This window comes from Cytobacillus oceanisediminis (assembly GCF_003182355.1).
Classification (GTDB): Bacteria; Bacillota; Bacilli; order Bacillales; family Cytobacillaceae; genus Cytobacillus; species Cytobacillus oceanisediminis_A.
Window position 1 is genome coordinate 1 of sequence record NZ_QGTW01000014.1, and the last position, 18,062, is coordinate 18,062.

The following is an 18,062-nucleotide window of genomic DNA, read 5'->3' on the forward strand; positions in this document are numbered from 1 at the left end:
TAGTACCTTGCGCTTCCTTAGTGGTTAGTCGATGTGTACCCCCACAGTGGACTTTCACCACCTAGATAGTTGCCATGCCTGGCACACACAAAAAAGAGACACAAAAGTGCCTCTAATTTTCCTTTATTAATTCCTCTAAAACTTTTTGAACCCTGTATCCTTCTTTAAAAGATACCAGCTTTCCTGAATCACCTTTGATTGCTTTAAGCAACTCTCCGGCTAGGCTGCTTGTTTCAGAACTTTCAAGTGGGATGATTTCCCCGTTGTCTGCAGCCGTACTCTGGGAAAGAATACCCCAGTTCACCAAATCCAATGTTCCTTTGTCACCGAAGACTTTAAATGAAAGATGCTCTTTCTGTCCAATACCAGCTATTCCGTTAAACAGAACAGGAATATCTCCTGGAAGCTTCATTGAACTGATAAAGCTTGTTTCGGACAAAAGTTCATCCTCAGGATATTGAACAAATGAATTAATATCGCCCATTTCCCCGAAAAGATCCTGGATCATTTGAATAAAGTGGGGAGCTACTTCCCGGATAAATCCCCCCTGCTCTCTGCTTGAGATCCATTCATTTTTCTGCCACGCGCGAGGCCATTGGGTAAATTGCAAATGAAGCTCTACTTTTTGTATTTTTCCAAGCTCTCTGCTTTGTATCTTTTCTTTAAATACCTGAAAGGCCTGGCTATATACCATAGGAAAGTTCATGGCATGGACAATATTGGCCCGTTCAGCGGCTTCAACCATTTCTTTCGCTTCTTCAACAGAATTGGCAAGCGGCTTTTCACACAGCAGATTCTTGCCTCTTCTGATTATATCCATCGCAATTGAATGATGGAATTTAGGCGGAACTCCTAAATAAATGAGCTCGATCGTTTCGTCCTGAAGCATGTCCAAATGATCTGTGTACATTGCTGTATCCGGCAGCTCAACCTTAAAGTTGTTTAAACGTTTAACGTTTCGATCACAGAGGGCTGCAATTTCAAATTCTTCATGCTGCTGAAATTGACGTAATATCCTTTCACCGATAGCTCCCATTCCAATTAGCCCAAATTTAACCTTTTCACTCAAAATCCTTCACCTGCTTATATAGATTCATAGCACCCAGAAGAATTATATAATTTATTTGAAAAATACAAAAGTTATATATTTATGATAATTACTTCTTGAATAATGTTCTTTTAAATATCCTTTGTTAAACTTGTCTGTTGATATCCGTTCAAAAAGTTCAGCAACCCGCGGGCGGTCCGGGTACCTCCTCGGCCCATGCCGCGCCTGTAGGGTTTCCCTTTGACTCGCTTCTCCCGCAGGAAATTGAATAACCATCTGTGAATAAAAACCTCACGAAGGATATGCTAATGCATTTTCGTGGATCCCGCGACTTCCGCTCCATCAACTTAGTGCCAAATTCAACCATGAGCTTTAACATAGCCATTAGATAAACTCTTTTCCCTTTTTTATTACAATCATGTTTCGTCTTTCGAAAAACTGGATATATAAAACTTACTTTTTAAATATAACTTTAGGGGGAATTTTATTTGTTTGGTTCTATCTGGTTCACTTTGGCTTCGTGTGCTTTTTTTATGGGATTGGTCGCTTGGATTTCTTATTTGAAAACAAAAGGCGAGGTCAGTGATTCTGCCGGATATTTTTTAGCCGGGCGAGGACTGACTGGTGGATTTATTGCAGGTTCTCTGTTATTAACAAACTTATCTGCTGAACAGCTGATTGGATTAAATGGACAAGCCTATAGAACAAATTTATCAAATATGGCCTGGGAGGTAACTGCTGCATTTGCTATCATTATTATGGCCGTTTATCTGCTTCCGAAATATCTGGGAGGAAGCTTTACGACACTGCCGGAATTTTTAAGCAAAAGGTTTGATGAAGGAGTCAGAAGATACACCGTAATACTTTTTATGCTGGGATACATACTTGTCACGATTCCTTCGATGCTTTATTCAGGTGCTTTAGCAGTATTAAAATTATTCGATGTACCTGAACTGTTCGGTATATCCTATGTGTCTTCCGTTTGGCTGGTTATCTGGATTATCGGTATAATTGGCGCCATTTATGCCATTTTCGGCGGCTTAAAAGCAGTAGCTGTTTCCGATACAATTAATGGCATTGGTTTATTAATTGTTGGTATTCTGGTACCAGTCTTGGGATTCATTGCTCTGGGCGATGGCAATGTGGTTGCTGGAATGAAAGAAATTGCCGTAAGTAATCCAGAAAAATTGAATTCAATAGGCTCTAAAGAAGACTCAGTCCCATTTGGAACGATTTTCACAGGAATGATCTTTGCGAATTTATTTTACTGGGCTTCCAACCAATATGTTATTCAGCGCACATTAGGTGCCAAAAATCTGGCTGAAGGCCAGAAAGGTGTTTTGATCTCAGGTTTTTATAAGCTTCTTGTTCCAGTGTTTATGATGATTCCCGGCGTCATTGCTTTTCACTTGTATGGTGATTCTCTCAGATCAGTGGACCTGGCTTATCCAGCATTAATTTCAGATATACTTCCTGCCTATTTATCAGGGTTCTTTTTGGCAGTCCTTCTAGGAGCGGTTTTCAGTTCTTTTAACTCCTTATTAAATAGTGCTGCAACCTTGTTTGCGCTGGATATTTATAAACCACATATGAACCCTGACGCAGATGACCATAAACTGATCAGCGTCAGCAAATGGTTTGGAACCTTCCTTGCCATTGTTTCCTTATTCATTTCCCCTATGCTAATGAATGCTTCAGAAGGCTTGTGGGATTTAATCAGGAGATTTACGGGGTTTTTTAATATTCCAATAATTGCGATCGTCCTTGTGGGCATTTTTTCAAAATATGTACCTGCCGCAGCAGCTAAAGCAGTTATTTTTTTTCATGTGATAACCTATTACATGCTTGTCTGGGGAACTGACCATTTATTTGGCATAACTGTACCTATTCACTTTATTCATATCTATGCAATTATGTTTGCAGTTGAAGTAGCCATTATGCTTGTCATTGGAAAAATAAGACCCAGGGAAACCGCTTATCAATTTAAAGTGAATCCGAAGGTTGAAATGATTCCATGGAAATTTGTACTGCCTTTATCAATTTTACTCCTTTCACTCGTCGCCATCACCTATGTCACTTTCTCTCCGATCGGATTGGCATATGAAAAAGGGGTTGTGTCTCCTGCATTTTGGGCTATTATAGGAGGGATTGCCCTATTAACAATAGGCTTATCTTTTATTTCCCTGAAGGTTTGGGCGAACAAATACGAACACTATCTAGAACTGCAAAATTCAGGACTTGTCAAAAACAGAGATAACAAAGCCAGACCCCAGTCTGTTTATTTGAAAAAATCACAGCCGATTAAATAGGGCTGCAGATCTCCAGCACTCTTGCTGGAGATTTTTTTTAGTTAATTATACTGGCCAATATATGGATAGAAAAATATAGGATGGGAACCCTGAATATAACAATACTTTTAGGAGGTATTATCATTGAACCTGGATAAAGATATGCAATTCGAAATCAAAAGCTGCTTTGCTCCGAATCTTTACCGTTCGCAGACCCTTAAGATTTTGGAGGTAACCCCGAGCAGTGTTGTCATTCAAATGGACAGATCCAGCGGGCGTGGCGTTTTTCCTGCAGAAAACTTCCATTATTGGATTAAAAGAGGTTCACTCATTAAGCTGAACGACCATCATAGAAGAACTTCCTAAAATACTGAATTTTTAGGAAGTGTTCTTTATTTTAAGACCATGTTAAAGCTCCAAGTTGATTTTAGCATTATATTGATGGAGCGAAAGGCGCGAAGATTCTCGAAAATACATTCCCATTTCTTTCGTGCAGTGTTTATTCGAAGATGCTAGTTTAGTGTCCTAGGGAAAAACGGGTCAAAGGGAGACCCCGCAGGAGCGTCATTCGCCGAGGACGCTCCCGGATCGCCCGCAGTTCGCTGAGCTCCTTGAGCGGAAAACAGCAGGCAAGTAGTTTAACAGTGCAGTTTAACAGAGATTATTTTATAAATAAGACATGAGTTGATCCAGGAAACAGGCAGGTTTTTTTGAAGCCATAGGCCCTGTAGAAGCAATCAGCCTGTTCAGTGTCTGTATGCAGAACAATTAGAGCAAAATGTTCTTTTGCATAAGATAAAATATGATCCATCAGCTGAATGCCCAATCCTCTTCTGCGGTAACTGTTTGCCACATAGAACCTTCTTAGCCTGCCAATGTTCATTTCATTTGAATAAGGGTCTTGATTAAGACCGCCTATTGTATAACCTCCCCTGAGTGGTCCTTCACACCAAACAGCCCTTCTCCCCGGTCAGAGAAGGTATTTATGCCACTTTGGTATTCGTCAATTAAGCGCGATAAGAACCTAAACCCTTCAGATTTACTCTCAGCCAGCAGACTATTGAGGTCTAATATTAACAAGTGATCTATTTTAAAAAAGTGAAATTCTTCCATAATGCCTCCTTTAAATACCCGAAGATTTTTCATATTAAAATTATATTTGGATTATCTTCTTGGCTGCAAAGGGTTTGAAGAAACAAATATATGTTAATAAGCAGTATTAGGAACATAAAGGTTATTAATAGATAAGGAGCCGTATACATATGCCTTCAAATGAGCAGATTCCGCATGATAAAAGTCTGGATAATAGTCTCGCATTAATGCAGGAAGGCTATTTGTTTATTAAAAATAGGACGGAAAAGTACCAATCTGATCTATTTGAAGCCCGCTTGCTCGGCGAAAAAGTCATTTGTATGAGTGGTGAAGAAGCAGCAGGCATATTTTATGATAATAGTCTTTTTCAGCGTAAAGGAGCTGCTCCAAAGCGGGTGCAAAAATCGCTCTTTGGCGAAAATGCCATTCAAACAATGGATGGTGAAGCACATATACACCGGAAACTTTTATTCATGTCACTCATGACCCCTCCACACCAAAAGAGGCTGGCACATCTTGCAATGGAACACTGGGAGGCTTCCACGCCCAAATGGGAAGGCGTCAAACAAGTGGTTCTTTTTGATGAAGCAAAGAAAATCTTGACCCGGATAGCCTGTTCGTGGGCTGGCGTTCCTCTTGATGAACAGGAAATTGCAGAGCGGGCGGAAGATTTCTATAACATGGTCGATGCTTTTGGTGCTGTCGGACCTCGCCACTGGAAAGGCAGAAGAGCCAGAACCAAGACCGAAGACTGGATAAAAAGTATGATCAGCGATGTTCGGGAAGGTAAACTTAAGGCTGAAGAGGGTTCAGCCCTTTACGAAATGGCATTTCACACAGAGCTCGATGGCAGGCAGCTCGGTACACAAATGGCTGCCATTGAACTAATCAATGTCTTAAGGCCGATTGTTGCGATAGCCACATTTATTACCTTCGGTGCGCTTGCTGTCCATGAGCATCCGGAGGTAAAAGTTAAGCTTCAGTCCAGTGATCGCGAATATCCCGAAATGTTTGCCCAGGAGGTCCGTCGCTTTTATCCATTCGGTCCATTCCTTGGCGCAAGAGCAAAAAAAGATTTTGAATGGAAGGAAGCGGAGTTTAAAGAAGGAATGCTGGTGCTGCTAGATATGTACGGAACCAATCATGATCCCCGCCTTTGGGATCGGCCTCATGAATTCCGTCCTGAACGCTTTAAAGAATGGAAAGGGAGTCTATTCGATTTCATTCCGCAAGGCGGCGGAGATCCGGCCAGAGGACATCGCTGCCCTGGTGAAGGCATTACGGTCGAAGTCATGAAAGCAAGCATAGATTTTCTGGTAAACAAAATTGCGTTTGACGTTCCAGTACAAAATTTGAGCTACAGTTTAGTCCGAATGCCTACTTTACCTGAAAGCGGATTTGTGATGGAGAATATTAGGTGGAAATAGTAAAGAAAGCAGCCTGCAACCTTGTTTAGCAGGCTGCTTTCCGTTTGGAATAAATTAACTAAATTATGAACTTTACGAAGAAACTGCTAAAACTTGAGAACAAAATGGTGAAATTGCAAAGAACCCTCTAAAACTCACAAACAAATTCAGTAATTTAACGAAGAAATCATAAAAATTAGCGAATAAAAATAAGCTGGCTTCCTTTTTAATAATGAATCATGTCCTCATTGCTAAAACCGCCAATTTTTATCATAATAAAATTTGCAAGAATAAGGTGAATTCTATCTTTCACAGGCAAAATTATCTTTATCCCGATCATGTTTTGAGTCATAAGCAGGATGTGTCGATGGAACTCCATTCGGATACACTTTTCTCAACTCTGTGCAGTTTTTGTAAGACTCTGATTGATTTCCTGATGATGAAGTACTGCTGTTGGATGATCTGCTGTCAGCTTCTGAGCCGCTTGAGGTATTGCCAGTTCCAGAACCTGACGATGAACCACCCGCACTGCTGCTCTCCGAAGAATCCAAATCTCCCCTGGTTGTTCCTTCATTTCCAAACGCCCAGAGACCTTTATTAGCTTCCCTTGCTTCCCTGCCAAACTTTCTAAAGTATTCACTGTATTTAACATCCGGATTATAGGTTGATGGTTCAGCGTACCCGTTAAGCACTAAATGGGCGTTGAACATTTTAGCACGTATTTCGCTTTCGTCCATATCATCTGAAGGGATTTCAAGCCAAATGAGTCTCAACAGACGGCCATATCGGTCTGTATCAGAAACGTCCTTTTGCATCCAAACTTTTTTCCCCGTTAACTTGGATGAGGTAAATTGGCTGGCTTCCTTGCCGTATTCTTCAACTTTTGTTGTCGATTCCGGCGTGTTGACCCCAATTAGCCTTACTTTTCTTCCATCGGATGTTTCAACCGTGTCTCCATCAACTACCCTCCCAATAGTCACTAGCTCAAGACCTAAGCTGGAAGCATTCTGTTCTTCTTCCTGTTGCCTTTCTGATTTTTCCTGCTTTTCTTTTTCTGCTTTCTCAGCTTCTATCCTTGCTTTCTCCTCGGCCTGTTCTTTTGCTTCCTCTTTCGCCTTCTCTTCAGCAAGCTTTTCTTCCTCTGCTTGCATTTTCTCCTCGGCTTCCCGCAGCTCTTTTTTAGCCAATTCTTCCTGTTTAGAAGTGTCTTCAATGTCCTGATCTGTTACAGTATCGGTGGTCTCAGAAAATGTAACAGCCAAAATGAGTGAGAGGACAAATCCTGCAGACATGACCCAGCCGGATTTTTTAAAATTGGTTTTATATCTGCGGTACTGATTGTTTAAAAACAATCCAATTAAAAAGACAGCCAGCCCGATTAACGCTGCTGGAGTAACGATTCCTAATAACAGCATAAATAAAATAACAAAAGTAAAAAAAACTCCTCTAAGAACCTTCAATCCCTTAATTCTCTCCCCTTTTAAAAATTCCTTATCAAGTATGCCATAAAACAGCCAAACATTTTTAACCCAATTTTTTTCACCTTCAAATCAAATAACACCAACCCGGTTAAGAATTGGTGCAGCCAATAATTTTATATGGTTATTACTTTTTCCCAAAAATTTGTTCCTGCAGCCTTCGCCCGGTCGGAGTTGCAGCTAAACCGCCTTCTGCTGTTTCCCTCAACGCAGACGGCATAGTTTGGCCGATCAGGAACATGGCATTTATGACTTCGTCGCACGGAATACGGCTCGTGATTCCAGCAAGTGCCATATCTGCTGCAGTCATAGCATTTGAAGCACCCATGGCATTTCGTTTCACACAGGGAACCTCTACAAGTCCGGCAACTGGGTCACAAACCAGCCCCAGCATATTTTTCAGTGTGATCGCCATCGCTTGCGATGCCTGGCTTGGTGTTCCGCCTGCCATTTCCACGATGGAAGCAGCCGCCATACCGCTTGCAGATCCAACTTCTGCCTGGCAACCTCCAGCCGCCCCGGAAATGGAAGCATTGTTTGCAACCACAAAGCCGAAAGCCGCTGAAGTGAATAGGAATTCGATCATTTCCATGCGAGTTGGATTTAAAACTTCCTTTACCGCGAATAATGTACCAGGCACAACTCCGGCAGATCCGGCTGTTGGGGTAGCGCAGATGGTTCCCATTGCTGCATTCACTTCATTGGTGGCTACCGCTTTGCTGACAGCATCAAGCAAAATATTGCCTGATAACGCTTTGCCGCTTTTAATATATTTTTGAAGAAGAACAGCATCTCCTCCTGTCAATCCAGTTACAGACGTCACTCCGTTCAGGCCGCGCTCTACTGCCTGTTCCATTACTGTCAGGTTACGGTCCATCTTTTCGATAATTTCCTCACGAGTCCGACCGGTAACTTCTATTTCCTGCTGAATCATTATTTCAGCAATTTTAACCCCTTTATTTTCAGCGAGCTCGACAAGCTCGGCAACATTTCTAAACAACATTAGTATTTCCCTCCTGGTGCAAAGCGTCTAATCATAGAGGTTTAAAAAGTCCGGGAAAAATAGCAGTCGACTCTCTGCGTCAGCTTGCTTCTCGGCTTTTTTGTCCTCCTTTTCGAACAATGTTTATTAGTCAACCATTCTAATAATTTGGGTAATATTCGGAAGCCCTTCCAGCTCGGCCATCACGTCTTCGTCTATTTTCTGGTCCACTTCAATGACCATGATCGCCATTTTCCCTTTTTCCTTGCGGGAAACTTCCATATGCCCAATATTGATTTGGTGTTTTGATAAAATGTTTGTAACAGCGGAGATTACACCGAACTGATCGTTATGGACGACTAAAATAGCAGGATGCTCACCTGTCAATTTAAGTTCAAATGAGTTTAGCTCAGTAATTTCAATCGTTCCGCCGCCAATGGATATGCCAACAAGTTCCAAGTCACGTTCTCCCTCTGACAGCTTGATGCGTACAGTATTCGGATGGTCTGTAACCGTATCTTCCACTGTGAAAATTACCTCTATACCTGCTTCTTCTGCTAATTTTAGTGCAGAAGGGATGCGCTCATCAAAAGTATCAAAATCAAGAATTCCGCCAACAATGGCCACATCTGTTCCATGCCCTTTATAAGTCTTCGCGAAAGACCCGTATAAAGAAATCTCTGCTTTGGCCGGCTGCTTTCCAAAAAGGGTCCGGGCAACCCGGCCGATTCGTGCAGCTCCAGCTGTATGTGAACTTGACGGTCCGATCATAACAGGACCGATGATATCGAATGCAGATCTGTATTTCATTTTGTATGCCCCTTTACTCTAATGGTCGTTATTTATCTTTTTAGCGGCAAAAGAAAATTGTAACACATAGGTTCTAGATTTAAATACATTTTCTCACTATGTTTATACTGGTTATAGTCAGCAAGGAAAGGGTTGTCTTATTTATGTTCGATAGCTGCTTCAGGATGCAGCTCATTAATGGTTCTGATTTTCTGCAAATAATTATAAATCGTAAATTTAGAAACCCCCAGCACAGAAGCTACATAGTCTGTTGCCCCCTTAATAAGGAATGTTCCTTTATCTTCAAGCTGGCGTACACATTCAACCTTTTCATCAAGTGTCATGAGGGAAGGCGCCTTTTTAAATCCTTGAAGCACTTGCTCGACCATCCCGTGGATAACGTCCTGGACAGAGTTGTAGAAGTTTTCGGATTTGGAATGACTGTCATCAAAGCCGATGAACTCCTCAATTTCACCGTTAAATTGCATTAACAAACTTATATCGTAATTAAGGCAAAGTGCGCCAATTACCTTATTTTCATCACCCCGAAGAAAAATCGTGGATGATTTCATGACATTTCCCTTTTTTGATTGAGTTTTATAATTCGCTATATCGTTTACATCATTATCATGCTTGGCTAATTCATTTAACACGAGATCAGTAATGGGAGATCCGATCTTCCGGTCTGTTACATCCCCGGCAATATGAATAAGCGATTTTTTCAAGTCGCTGAAATCGTGGACGGCCACTTCACAGCGGGAACCAAACATTTTTACCAGCATATCAGCCGTCCGGGTCGCCAAGTCGAATACAGGCTTATGGCATTCCTTCAATTTCTGTCACTTCCTTCTGTAATCGCTTTCATTACTATACTACTCTATATTTCTCAATAATTGAATCATAACATAATAATACATTAATTAAAATAAAATTTTAATAGATACAAAAAAATTGTAATGAAAAAGGCAATCTGCTAATATTAAGCAAATTGCCTCCCGTTACTTTTTCTTTTTTCCAAAAAAGAATATCCCTGTTGCCCCCCAGGCAAGAAAAAGAGCCAATGTTATAAAGAAAAACGGCCAGGCTCCAACCCCTGCAATCAAGGACATTGAGACAGCTGTAAATAATCCTCCTCCTACGAATGGCTCGAAGTACAATTGTGTATAACCAAAGCCCTCCATTGCCGGCGACTCTTTTTCAGGATCAACAATTTGAATGAGCAGAAGACCTGTTGCTGTCATCCCCATTGATTGTCCAAGACACCCTATTCCCCGTTCAAACCAATAGTCCGGCATGATTTTTGGCGCAATTAACACAAAAGCAATCAAATTCCATGCGATTCCTGTAAAACTAAGCAATAGGAATGGAATCAGGTAGTTTCCAATCACGGATAATGAAAGTGAAGCAATGGCACTGGCAATCAATAAATCCAGAGAAAGGCCCTGAATCCTATTAATGAGCTTAGAATCAAGTATGCCAAACCGATCAAATTTCCCGAGTACCAGTTGAATAAGAACTCCTCCAAACATGGCAATCGGAAAAATGGGTACATATTTGACAATATACGTGCCAGTCCATTCACCCCATGTCAGCTTTTCCAAAAATACGAATGCTTCCAAAATAGCATATCCAATGAGGATTGCCAATCCGATAAAAGCTGTATGAAGGGTCAGAGCCTCAATAAGTGTTGTTCTGACTGGCAGCTCTCCCGCTTTTTCCCTATTCTCTTTTTTAACAAGCCCTGTCCATTTACTTTTAGAGATATCGTGTGGATTCTCCAAAATATTTGTTTTGCCCTTCCGCGCTCCCCAATTGATAGCAATGATGCCGATGACTACGCCGGAAATAACTCCAATGGTTGCCAGGCCAAGTGCAATATCCTTTCCTTCTTCAAAACCCAGATCCGCAAAAGTATCTGACAGACCTGCAGAAGTCCCATGACCACCGAGAAAGCCAATTTCCAGGAGGGCACCTGCCAAATGAGGCAGCCCAAAAAAAGGAGCAAGCACAAAATAAGCGAGAAGTATGCCAAATACATATTGTCCCCAAGCAACCGTATGGGCAAAAGAGATTTGGGGTCCTGCTGTTTTCCACATTTTCCTAAAGCTCGGAATCTCTTTTCCTAGGAATAGACAGGCAAAGACAATATTGATTAACAAGCCGGGCAAATCGCTCCATACCTCTACCATTTCTTTTTTAAAGATACCTCCTGATGTTGGAGCACCTTCTCCTATGTAACGATCGCTCAATTTCCCAAGCACTTCTGGTCCCAATAGAAGCATTAGCAATCCGGCAATAATGGAGCTCGGTAAAAATATCTTTTGGATAGCAGGTGTTATAATGCGAATGGCCATCCCTATACCAAGAAAAATAGTTAAAACAATTAAACTTAAACCAATTACTTCTCCTGACATCCAACCCTCCTTTTAATAATCTTTTTGTTTTCCTGTACCCGACTAAAACAGTTAAAAACAAATAAATAAATGCCACATCCTCAATGGCTGTGGCAGTAGTTTTTTAAACATTTTTTAAAACCAGGTTTAACCTGTTTACACGCTCGCTCTTTTCCTCTTCGGATGCAAGGTCGAACTTTTTTAATAGATGAAAAACTTCATTTAATAAATCCTGGGTATGTTCTTCCTGGAAGAAGGACTGGAATAATGGTTTCATATCCTCTGGCAGAAATTCTGCCTGCTGTTCATATTTTTTCTGTACATCTTCTTGTGAATGGTCTAACTTACATTCGCTCATTGATATCCCTCCTGAATTTCAAACTGTACTCTTTGCATTTTACTATGTCAGGGCACATTATTCTAATTTACCTTCCTCCACCCTATTTTAAACCTGTAAGCTTCTGCATAGATTCTTCAATATTTTCGAATATAATAGAAGTAATTGATCTGAAATGAGTGAGTCCTATGAAAAATCTTTCTTTAAAATTGGGGTTATTGTTTCTCCTAATCCTTTTCGGGCTAGAAACCTTTACGTTTTTCTTTTTACATAGCACACTTGTTGAATCTCGTGTGGAAGAAGAACTGATTGCTCTCCAGACAAGGGGCAATTCTCATCGTGCAATCCTGGAAAGACATTTTGATAACGACACCATTTCCCATGTAGCCTTAATGGAGTCTGAAGCAAATACAGATGTGGTAATTACAAATACCAATAAGGAAATTATTGGTTCATCTGTAAAAAGCTCCATCATTCAAGAATATATTGATAGGCCCATTCCTTCAGTCCCCAAAGAAGGGCAAACGATCGGTGATAATTGGACGGATGAGGATTATATCTCTACCGTAAGCCCCATTAAACAGGAAGGCCAGCTTATCGGCTATGTTTATATGTTTCAGGATACTGTATGGATTCAATCCCTTATTTCCCGTTTAAATGAGCAGTTTTTGCTTGCAGGGGTCATTGCTGTTACCTTTACCATTACGATCATTATTTTTCTATCAAAAGCACTTGCAAAGCCTTTAATAAAAATGAAAGAAGCAACCTCGCAAATCAGCAAGGGAGATTTTTCTGTCTCCCTTCCTAAAACAGGTGATGATGAACTTGGGGATTTGGCACAATCGATACAGTTATTAGCCAATGATTTAAGTTACTTAAAAGAGGAACGCAGCGAGTTTTTATCAAGCATTTCACATGAACTTCGCACTCCTCTCACCTATATTAAAGGTTATGCGGATATCGTCCAAAAACGAAACCTTACTGCAGAGGAAAGAAATCAATATTTAACGATTATCCTGGAAGAAACAAACCGCCTTTCAGATATGGTTAAAAATCTATTTGATTTGGCGAAGATTGACAAAAATTCTTTTGATATTCACAAAACACCGATTGATCTCCATGATTTTATGAGAAAAATTGAAGCAAAATTCGCTCCAGCCTTTATGGATAAAAGGATGATACTTGAAGTAAATTGCCCGGAAGTTATCCAATTAAATGCTGATGCATCCAGACTGGAACAAATCATCTTTAATCTTTTGGATAACAGTATTAAATATTCTTCACCAGATGGTAAAACAGCCATTAATGTAAGCAGGCACAAAAAGAATATTGTTATTAGGATAAAAGATAAAGGAAAAGGAATTCCGGACCATGAACTGCCTTATATTTTTAATCGCTTCTACAGAGTGGATAAATCACGTACAAGAGCCCTTGGGGGAACGGGGCTCGGTCTAGCCATTGTAAAAGAGCTTATCCATGCCCACGGAGGGACCATAACTGTAAAAAGCAGAGAAAATGTTGGAACTGAATTTGAATTGGTTTTTAAGGGAGACAATGTATGATGAAAACAATATTGCTGGTTGATGATGAAACAAGAATGCTTGATTTAATTTCTTTATATTTAACACCGCGCGGCTACAATTGCATTAAATCAACTTCAGGCGCAGATGCTTTGCTTTACCTGGATTCCCATTCTGCAGATCTCATTCTTCTGGATGTGATGATGCCTGAAATGGATGGCTGGACAGTATGCCGGGAGATCAAAAAATTTTGGGATATTCCAATCATTATGCTGACTGCCAAAAGCGAGAAACCTGATATTGTCAAAGGCCTCAACATTGGAGCAGATGATTACATTTTAAAACCGTTTGATGAAGAGGAATTGATCGCAAGAATTGAAGCGGTCCTTAGAAGAAGTAAATCAGACGGAAATACGTTAAACTTTAAGGGATTAGTTTTAAAAGAGGATTCATTTGAACTGCTTTTTAAAAACAAACAAATCCTTTTAACCCCAAAAGAATTTTCTATGCTTAAGCTTTTTCTCGCTAACCCCAACAAAGTTTTTTCAAGAGACCATTTGATTGGTTCCGTATGGGGATATGGTGTATCTATTGAAGATCGCACTATCGATTCACATGTCCGCAATTTACGTGAAAAACTGCGGAAAGCCGGTTTCCCGGCTGATGATTATCTGCTGACTGTCTGGGGAGTCGGCTACAAATGGACTGGAAAGGAATAATGAATGTTTTCTGATATTCTTGAATGGATTTCAGCGCTGCCTTTATTGGGAGCACTTTTTAGTATTTTGATGAATGTAGGAGTCGCCATTACAGGGGTTCTCCCAAGTGCCTTTATAACGGTCGGTACTATTGCCGTATTTGACATGAACTGGGGTTTATTCATTTTAATTATTGGAGAAGCTGCTGGAGCAGTCGTAAGCTTCATTCTGTACCGTAAAGGGATCTCCAGGCTATTCTCCATTTTTCCGAAGAACCAAAATAAAGATAACAAATTTTTGCTTAAACTTAAAAATGCTGAAGGTACTACTGCCTTTTTTATCGTTATTTTACTAAGGATTCTGCCCTTCGTTCCATCTGGAGCAGTAACGCTTACTGCAGCATTTAGCAAAATGGGGTTGCTTTCATTCAGCCTGGCCAGCACACTTGGGAAGATTCCCGCTTTAATTATTGAGGCATACACAATCTCGGAAGCACTTAAATTAAAAACAGAAATTCAAATAGGCATTATTTTATTAGTTTCCGTTATCTTTTTGCTTTATTTGACATGGAAAAGAAGAGTTAATTAAAGGACAGTTTATAGCTGTTCTTTTTATTTTGGATTTTAATTGACCTAACCACTTATCAAGTAAATATTATGGCATCCTGACAAACCCTGTATTGATATACATAAAATGAATGTGAATCCGGACATTAGGAGGAGTTAAATGATACTTAAAGCGATGGATTTAAGCCTTATGGCTGAACACTTAAACACTCATAAAGCCGTTATAGAATAGTTAAAGCTATTTTTCTGTTCCGTTGAAAATCCCGAATTACGGCAGGTCCTCTATGAACAAATTGTCATTAATGGACAATCACGTAAGGGTAATGATTAGCCTGATGGATCCTCAAATCAATGAGAGCATCACTGTATCAATTTAACTCAAGTTAAACCAGTCTCAATTGATTGTAAATCCCCAGCTAATCAGCTAACTGAACAAAATATCACAATAGATGGCCGCCATACCGCAATGTCGATGGCACTTGACAATTTTACATCAGCATTGAGAATGAAAGCTGAAAACGTCAAGAACATCCATTTTCAAATGGCACTTCAGCAAATCAGGCTTCAAGATAAATATTCTCATATTATAAAAGAACAGGGCTGGGAGCATGTACCTGATGCATCACGGGAAGAACAGATTGAGGCTATGAAAGCCTTTAAAAAGAAATATTCTAAATAAATCCCATTAAAAAACAGCATCTTTTCTCTCCAAGAAGTGTGTTGATGCTGTTTCCTTTTCCATTTATATTATCTTCGTTTCTGAACGTAGATTTTCAATTCCATACCTTTTCACAAATTTATGAAAAGCTTCTCTTTTCTTGCCGTTTTGCTGATAGATTCCTATTAGTTTATCAATGGTTGAATATAGCTGGTCAGGACTCAGGGTTTCCATAAAGAGGGTTCCTGCTTCGGCATCTCTGCCTTTTGATTTCCCTCCAATATATAAGTCATAAGTCTCTTTCACCTTCATGATTCCAATATCATTCATGAGTGGTTCCCCGCAGCCAACCGGACATCCAGTATAGGCAGGCTTTAGTGTAAAGGGAACAGGTTTGCCCGAAATTCTCTTATTTATTTCATTCGCAATTGGCATTCCCTCTTCTTCTGCCCCCTTGCAAAAATTGCAGGTCCTCAAGCTTTTTACATAGCTCCCAACCGGGTAACAATTCAGCCCGGTTTCTTCAAACTCTTTAATAATTTCCTCCTTCCTGTCAGCATCGATTTCAATGTAGAGCTGCTGAAATGTCGTTAGCTCCAGTTCGTCATTTTCGTCCATATATTTCGCCAAAACCATAAGCTGTTTGGCTGACAGCTTGGCACCAAAGCCAATGCCGCCGTTAACGGCAAGTTTTACTTTTTCTTTTGTATCGCTCATAAAAACACTCCTTTATCCAAGTCATAAACAACGAAAACGTTCATCAACTCTATTATACAATACCCCACTATAGTATATAAAGAATTATATCGATTTTTTCCAGGTATTTAAAAAGAGCTTACACCCTAGTAGTATAAGCTCTTATAACCTTCAATTTTTATGTTTACTCAGCTGGGGACAGCTCATTTTCTGTTACCCACATATGATTTTTAACTTCTTCCCCATCTGTTGTAGTAAAATCAACCATATAAACGGTCATTTCCTGCACAGAATCAATTTCAGCTGTTGCACCTTCCATGCCCTCCATATGGCTTGCATTTACTCTAACCTCGTCACCTTCTGCAAATGGCTCCTCACCGGCATCCGCTAATTCTTGGTGGACTACCCATTTATGATTTTCTACTCTTTCACCGCCAGTGGTTGGAGTATAGGAAATAGTATACACCGCTGTATCATAAGCACCAACGATCGTTGCCTCAGCGCCCTCCATGCCTTCCATATGTCCATGTGTAATGATCGCTTTACTGCCGACTTCATATTTTGGATTTTCAGCTTCTTTTAATCCTTCAGGGACTTCACCCGATCCGGAGTGGTCCATACTGGCATGTTCTCCAGAATGATCAGTGCTTTTTTCGGAAGTTGTATTATTTTCAGCGGTTTCTTCAGGGGTTGCTTCCTCTCCATTTCCACTGCAAGCTGATAACATAAACACTGTGGCCAAAGAGATACACCCTGCTGCTAATTTCTTTCTTTTCATTTTTCCAACATCCTCCTTTTAATTTTGAACATATTATCACAATAAATTGTGCAGAAAATAAGGAGTAGCTATACACCAATCTAAATAATGATTCCTGTAGGGTATAAACCTCAAATACAAATAGGTTTATTGGCCTAACTCAAAAAAACCCCTGCTTCTGGCAAGGGCATTACTTCATCTAATCCATTATACTGATTCCATTGGGAATACTTCCTACCTCTATGGTTTCTACTACTTTATTATTTTCCAGATTTAATACGCTGACAGTATCTTCAAACATATTTGTAACATACCCATATTTATTATCAGAACTAGTTATAATCCTATGTGATCCTTTCCCTGTTTCAATTGTAGTCTGAACCTTTTTTGCCAATGTATCTTTAGAAATGGCAAATTATCAATACCTATTGAAATTAGAATACTTTTAAAAATAAACTCTGCTTCGCTCCTCCAATTAGAAGCATTTCCTGAGAAGGAATGATCTCAATCAGCCGGATGGATGATTTGCAGGAGGACCAATTGAAATACTATAAATAGAAATGAAAACAGAAGCTGCATTATTGAGCTCCTGTTTCGGTTATCCCTTTTCCCCTATTAAATGCTCCAATAAGTAATGGTATCCAGAGTACCCAGTAATATCATTAGTGCACCGGTAACCTTTTGAACTCCTATTCCAAGCTTTCTCCCCTTTTTCTTCATCAGCTTTCCGCCAAGTCCAAGATACCAAATTAAGAAAATAGCAATAATTAGCGGGAGTGAAGTCCCAATTGCAAAAATGGCTGGAAGAAGCGGTCCATAACTAACTGCTATTGCCATTGGCATAAGTGTAATAAAAAATAAAACGAACATGGTAGGACAGAAACCTAGTGTAAAGCTGACACCCATCAAAAAAGCACCGAGCGATCCCTTTTTTTGCAACTTATCCGGAATACTTCCCAATGTAAAACTCTTATGAAATTTCATAACACCTAATAAAAATAAGCCAATTAAAATAAATAACGGTCCTACAATTTTTCTGAACCATGGAAAATAAGCAGTTAAGGATGTCCTAATTTCCATCCCGAGAATCCATACAAGTAACCCAAGGCCAGTAAAAACAACAATTTTACCAAGAATAAAAAACAGAACCTCTTTCCACGCAACCCTTTTCTGGATGGATTGATTTCCGTAAATGGTAATCGCCCCAAGGTTTCCTGTAAATTGGCATGGCGCTAAAGCGCCAACGACCCCCAAAACAAGAGCAGAAAAGAGAGGAACTCCCTTTGTGTCCAGACCTAAATTAATTAGAGGCTGGCTTAAAAAATTACTGATTTGGCTAAAAAATTCATACATA

General features: G+C 40.0%; 20 protein-coding genes. 7 read left to right on the forward strand and 13 right to left on the reverse strand.

Annotation, left to right across the window (positions count from 1 at the left end; translation table 11 throughout):
* Positions 1–112: 112 nt before the first annotated feature.
* Positions 113–1,069: a Gfo/Idh/MocA family protein gene (locus DFO73_RS21655; RefSeq protein ID WP_258309684.1), complete on the reverse strand. Its 957-nt coding sequence runs from the start codon at positions 1,067–1,069 to the stop codon at positions 113–115.
* A 467-nt stretch (positions 1,070–1,536) separates the two neighbouring features.
* On the opposite strand from DFO73_RS21655, the gene DFO73_RS21665 reads away from it, so the two are divergent.
* Positions 1,537–3,357, forward strand: coding sequence for a solute:sodium symporter family transporter (locus tag DFO73_RS21665; protein WP_110066782.1), 1,821 nt, complete (start codon positions 1,537–1,539; stop codon positions 3,355–3,357).
* Between the two features lie 123 nt (positions 3,358–3,480).
* Positions 3,481–3,702, forward strand: a complete 222-nt coding sequence (locus tag DFO73_RS21670; RefSeq protein ID WP_110066783.1) for a hypothetical protein — start codon at positions 3,481–3,483, stop codon at positions 3,700–3,702.
* A 295-nt stretch (positions 3,703–3,997) separates the two neighbouring features.
* Here the strand turns inward: DFO73_RS21670 and DFO73_RS29470 are convergent, their stop codons facing one another.
* Positions 3,998–4,219, reverse strand: coding sequence for a GNAT family N-acetyltransferase (locus DFO73_RS29470; RefSeq protein WP_375137342.1), 222 nt, complete (start codon positions 4,217–4,219; stop codon positions 3,998–4,000).
* A 32-nt stretch (positions 4,220–4,251) separates the two neighbouring features.
* Positions 4,252–4,449, reverse strand: coding sequence for a hypothetical protein (locus tag DFO73_RS29475; protein WP_258309686.1), 198 nt, complete (start codon positions 4,447–4,449; stop codon positions 4,252–4,254).
* A gap of 149 nt (positions 4,450–4,598) precedes the next feature.
* Here DFO73_RS29475 and DFO73_RS21680 point away from each other — a divergent pair, with 149 nt between their 5' ends.
* Positions 4,599–5,855 (forward strand): cytochrome P450, encoded by a 1,257-nt coding sequence (locus tag DFO73_RS21680; RefSeq protein WP_110066784.1) that lies wholly within the window; start codon positions 4,599–4,601, stop codon positions 5,853–5,855.
* A 281-nt stretch (positions 5,856–6,136) separates the two neighbouring features.
* Here DFO73_RS21680 and DFO73_RS21685 read toward each other — a convergent pair whose 3' ends face one another.
* The 6 genes from DFO73_RS21685 to DFO73_RS21710 form a co-directional block, all read right to left on the reverse strand.
* Positions 6,137–7,294, reverse strand: a complete 1,158-nt coding sequence (locus tag DFO73_RS21685; RefSeq protein WP_258309687.1) for a thermonuclease family protein — start codon at positions 7,292–7,294, stop codon at positions 6,137–6,139.
* Positions 7,295–7,439: 145 nt separating this feature from the next.
* Positions 7,440–8,312: an L-serine ammonia-lyase, iron-sulfur-dependent, subunit alpha gene (sdaAA, locus tag DFO73_RS21690; RefSeq protein WP_110066932.1), complete on the reverse strand. Its 873-nt coding sequence runs from the start codon at positions 8,310–8,312 to the stop codon at positions 7,440–7,442.
* A 129-nt stretch (positions 8,313–8,441) separates the two neighbouring features.
* Positions 8,442–9,104 (reverse strand): L-serine ammonia-lyase, iron-sulfur-dependent subunit beta, encoded by a 663-nt coding sequence (gene sdaAB / locus DFO73_RS21695; protein ID WP_110066785.1) that lies wholly within the window; start codon positions 9,102–9,104, stop codon positions 8,442–8,444.
* A 137-nt stretch (positions 9,105–9,241) separates the two neighbouring features.
* The gene (locus tag DFO73_RS21700) at positions 9,242–9,916 is read right to left on the reverse strand and encodes a helix-turn-helix transcriptional regulator (protein WP_110066786.1); all 675 of its coding nucleotides are present in this window, start codon (positions 9,914–9,916) and stop codon (positions 9,242–9,244) included.
* A 165-nt stretch (positions 9,917–10,081) separates the two neighbouring features.
* Complete coding sequence (locus DFO73_RS21705) at positions 10,082–11,497, reverse strand: sodium/glutamate symporter (protein WP_110066787.1); 1,416 nt, start codon at positions 11,495–11,497, stop codon at positions 10,082–10,084.
* A 103-nt stretch (positions 11,498–11,600) separates the two neighbouring features.
* Entirely contained in the window at positions 11,601–11,834 is a 234-nt protein-coding gene (locus DFO73_RS21710) for a group-specific protein (RefSeq protein WP_110066788.1), read from the reverse strand.
* Positions 11,835–12,001: 167 nt separating this feature from the next.
* On the opposite strand from DFO73_RS21710, the gene DFO73_RS21715 reads away from it, so the two are divergent.
* The 4 genes from DFO73_RS21715 to DFO73_RS21730 all read left to right on the forward strand — a co-directional run bounded on the left by DFO73_RS21715 (position 12,002) and on the right by DFO73_RS21730 (position 15,276).
* Positions 12,002–13,375, forward strand: a complete 1,374-nt coding sequence (locus DFO73_RS21715; protein WP_110066789.1) for a sensor histidine kinase — start codon at positions 12,002–12,004, stop codon at positions 13,373–13,375.
* Positions 13,375–14,052, forward strand: coding sequence for a response regulator transcription factor (locus DFO73_RS21720; protein ID WP_110066933.1), 678 nt, complete (start codon positions 13,375–13,377; stop codon positions 14,050–14,052). The genes DFO73_RS21715 and DFO73_RS21720 overlap by 1 nt, the downstream gene beginning before the upstream one ends.
* Positions 14,053–14,055: 3 nt before the next feature.
* Positions 14,056–14,619, forward strand: a complete 564-nt coding sequence (locus DFO73_RS21725; protein WP_110066790.1) for a TVP38/TMEM64 family protein — start codon at positions 14,056–14,058, stop codon at positions 14,617–14,619.
* A gap of 444 nt (positions 14,620–15,063) precedes the next feature.
* Entirely contained in the window at positions 15,064–15,276 is a 213-nt protein-coding gene (locus DFO73_RS21730; protein WP_110066791.1) for a hypothetical protein, read from the forward strand.
* A gap of 63 nt (positions 15,277–15,339) precedes the next feature.
* Here DFO73_RS21730 and DFO73_RS21735 read toward each other — a convergent pair whose 3' ends face one another.
* The 4 genes from DFO73_RS21735 to DFO73_RS21750 form a co-directional block, all read right to left on the reverse strand.
* Complete coding sequence (locus DFO73_RS21735; protein WP_110066792.1) at positions 15,340–15,972, reverse strand: nitrite reductase; 633 nt, start codon at positions 15,970–15,972, stop codon at positions 15,340–15,342.
* A gap of 163 nt (positions 15,973–16,135) precedes the next feature.
* Entirely contained in the window at positions 16,136–16,729 is a 594-nt protein-coding gene (locus tag DFO73_RS21740; RefSeq protein ID WP_110066793.1) for a YdhK family protein, read from the reverse strand.
* A gap of 178 nt (positions 16,730–16,907) precedes the next feature.
* Complete coding sequence (locus DFO73_RS21745; protein ID WP_258309688.1) at positions 16,908–17,102, reverse strand: YncE family protein; 195 nt, start codon at positions 17,100–17,102, stop codon at positions 16,908–16,910.
* Positions 17,103–17,323: 221 nt separating this feature from the next.
* On the reverse strand, positions 17,324–18,061 hold the full coding sequence (locus DFO73_RS21750; RefSeq protein ID WP_110066795.1) for an urease accessory protein UreH domain-containing protein: 738 nt from the start codon (positions 18,059–18,061) through the stop codon (positions 17,324–17,326).
* Position 18,062 lies beyond the last annotated feature (1 nt).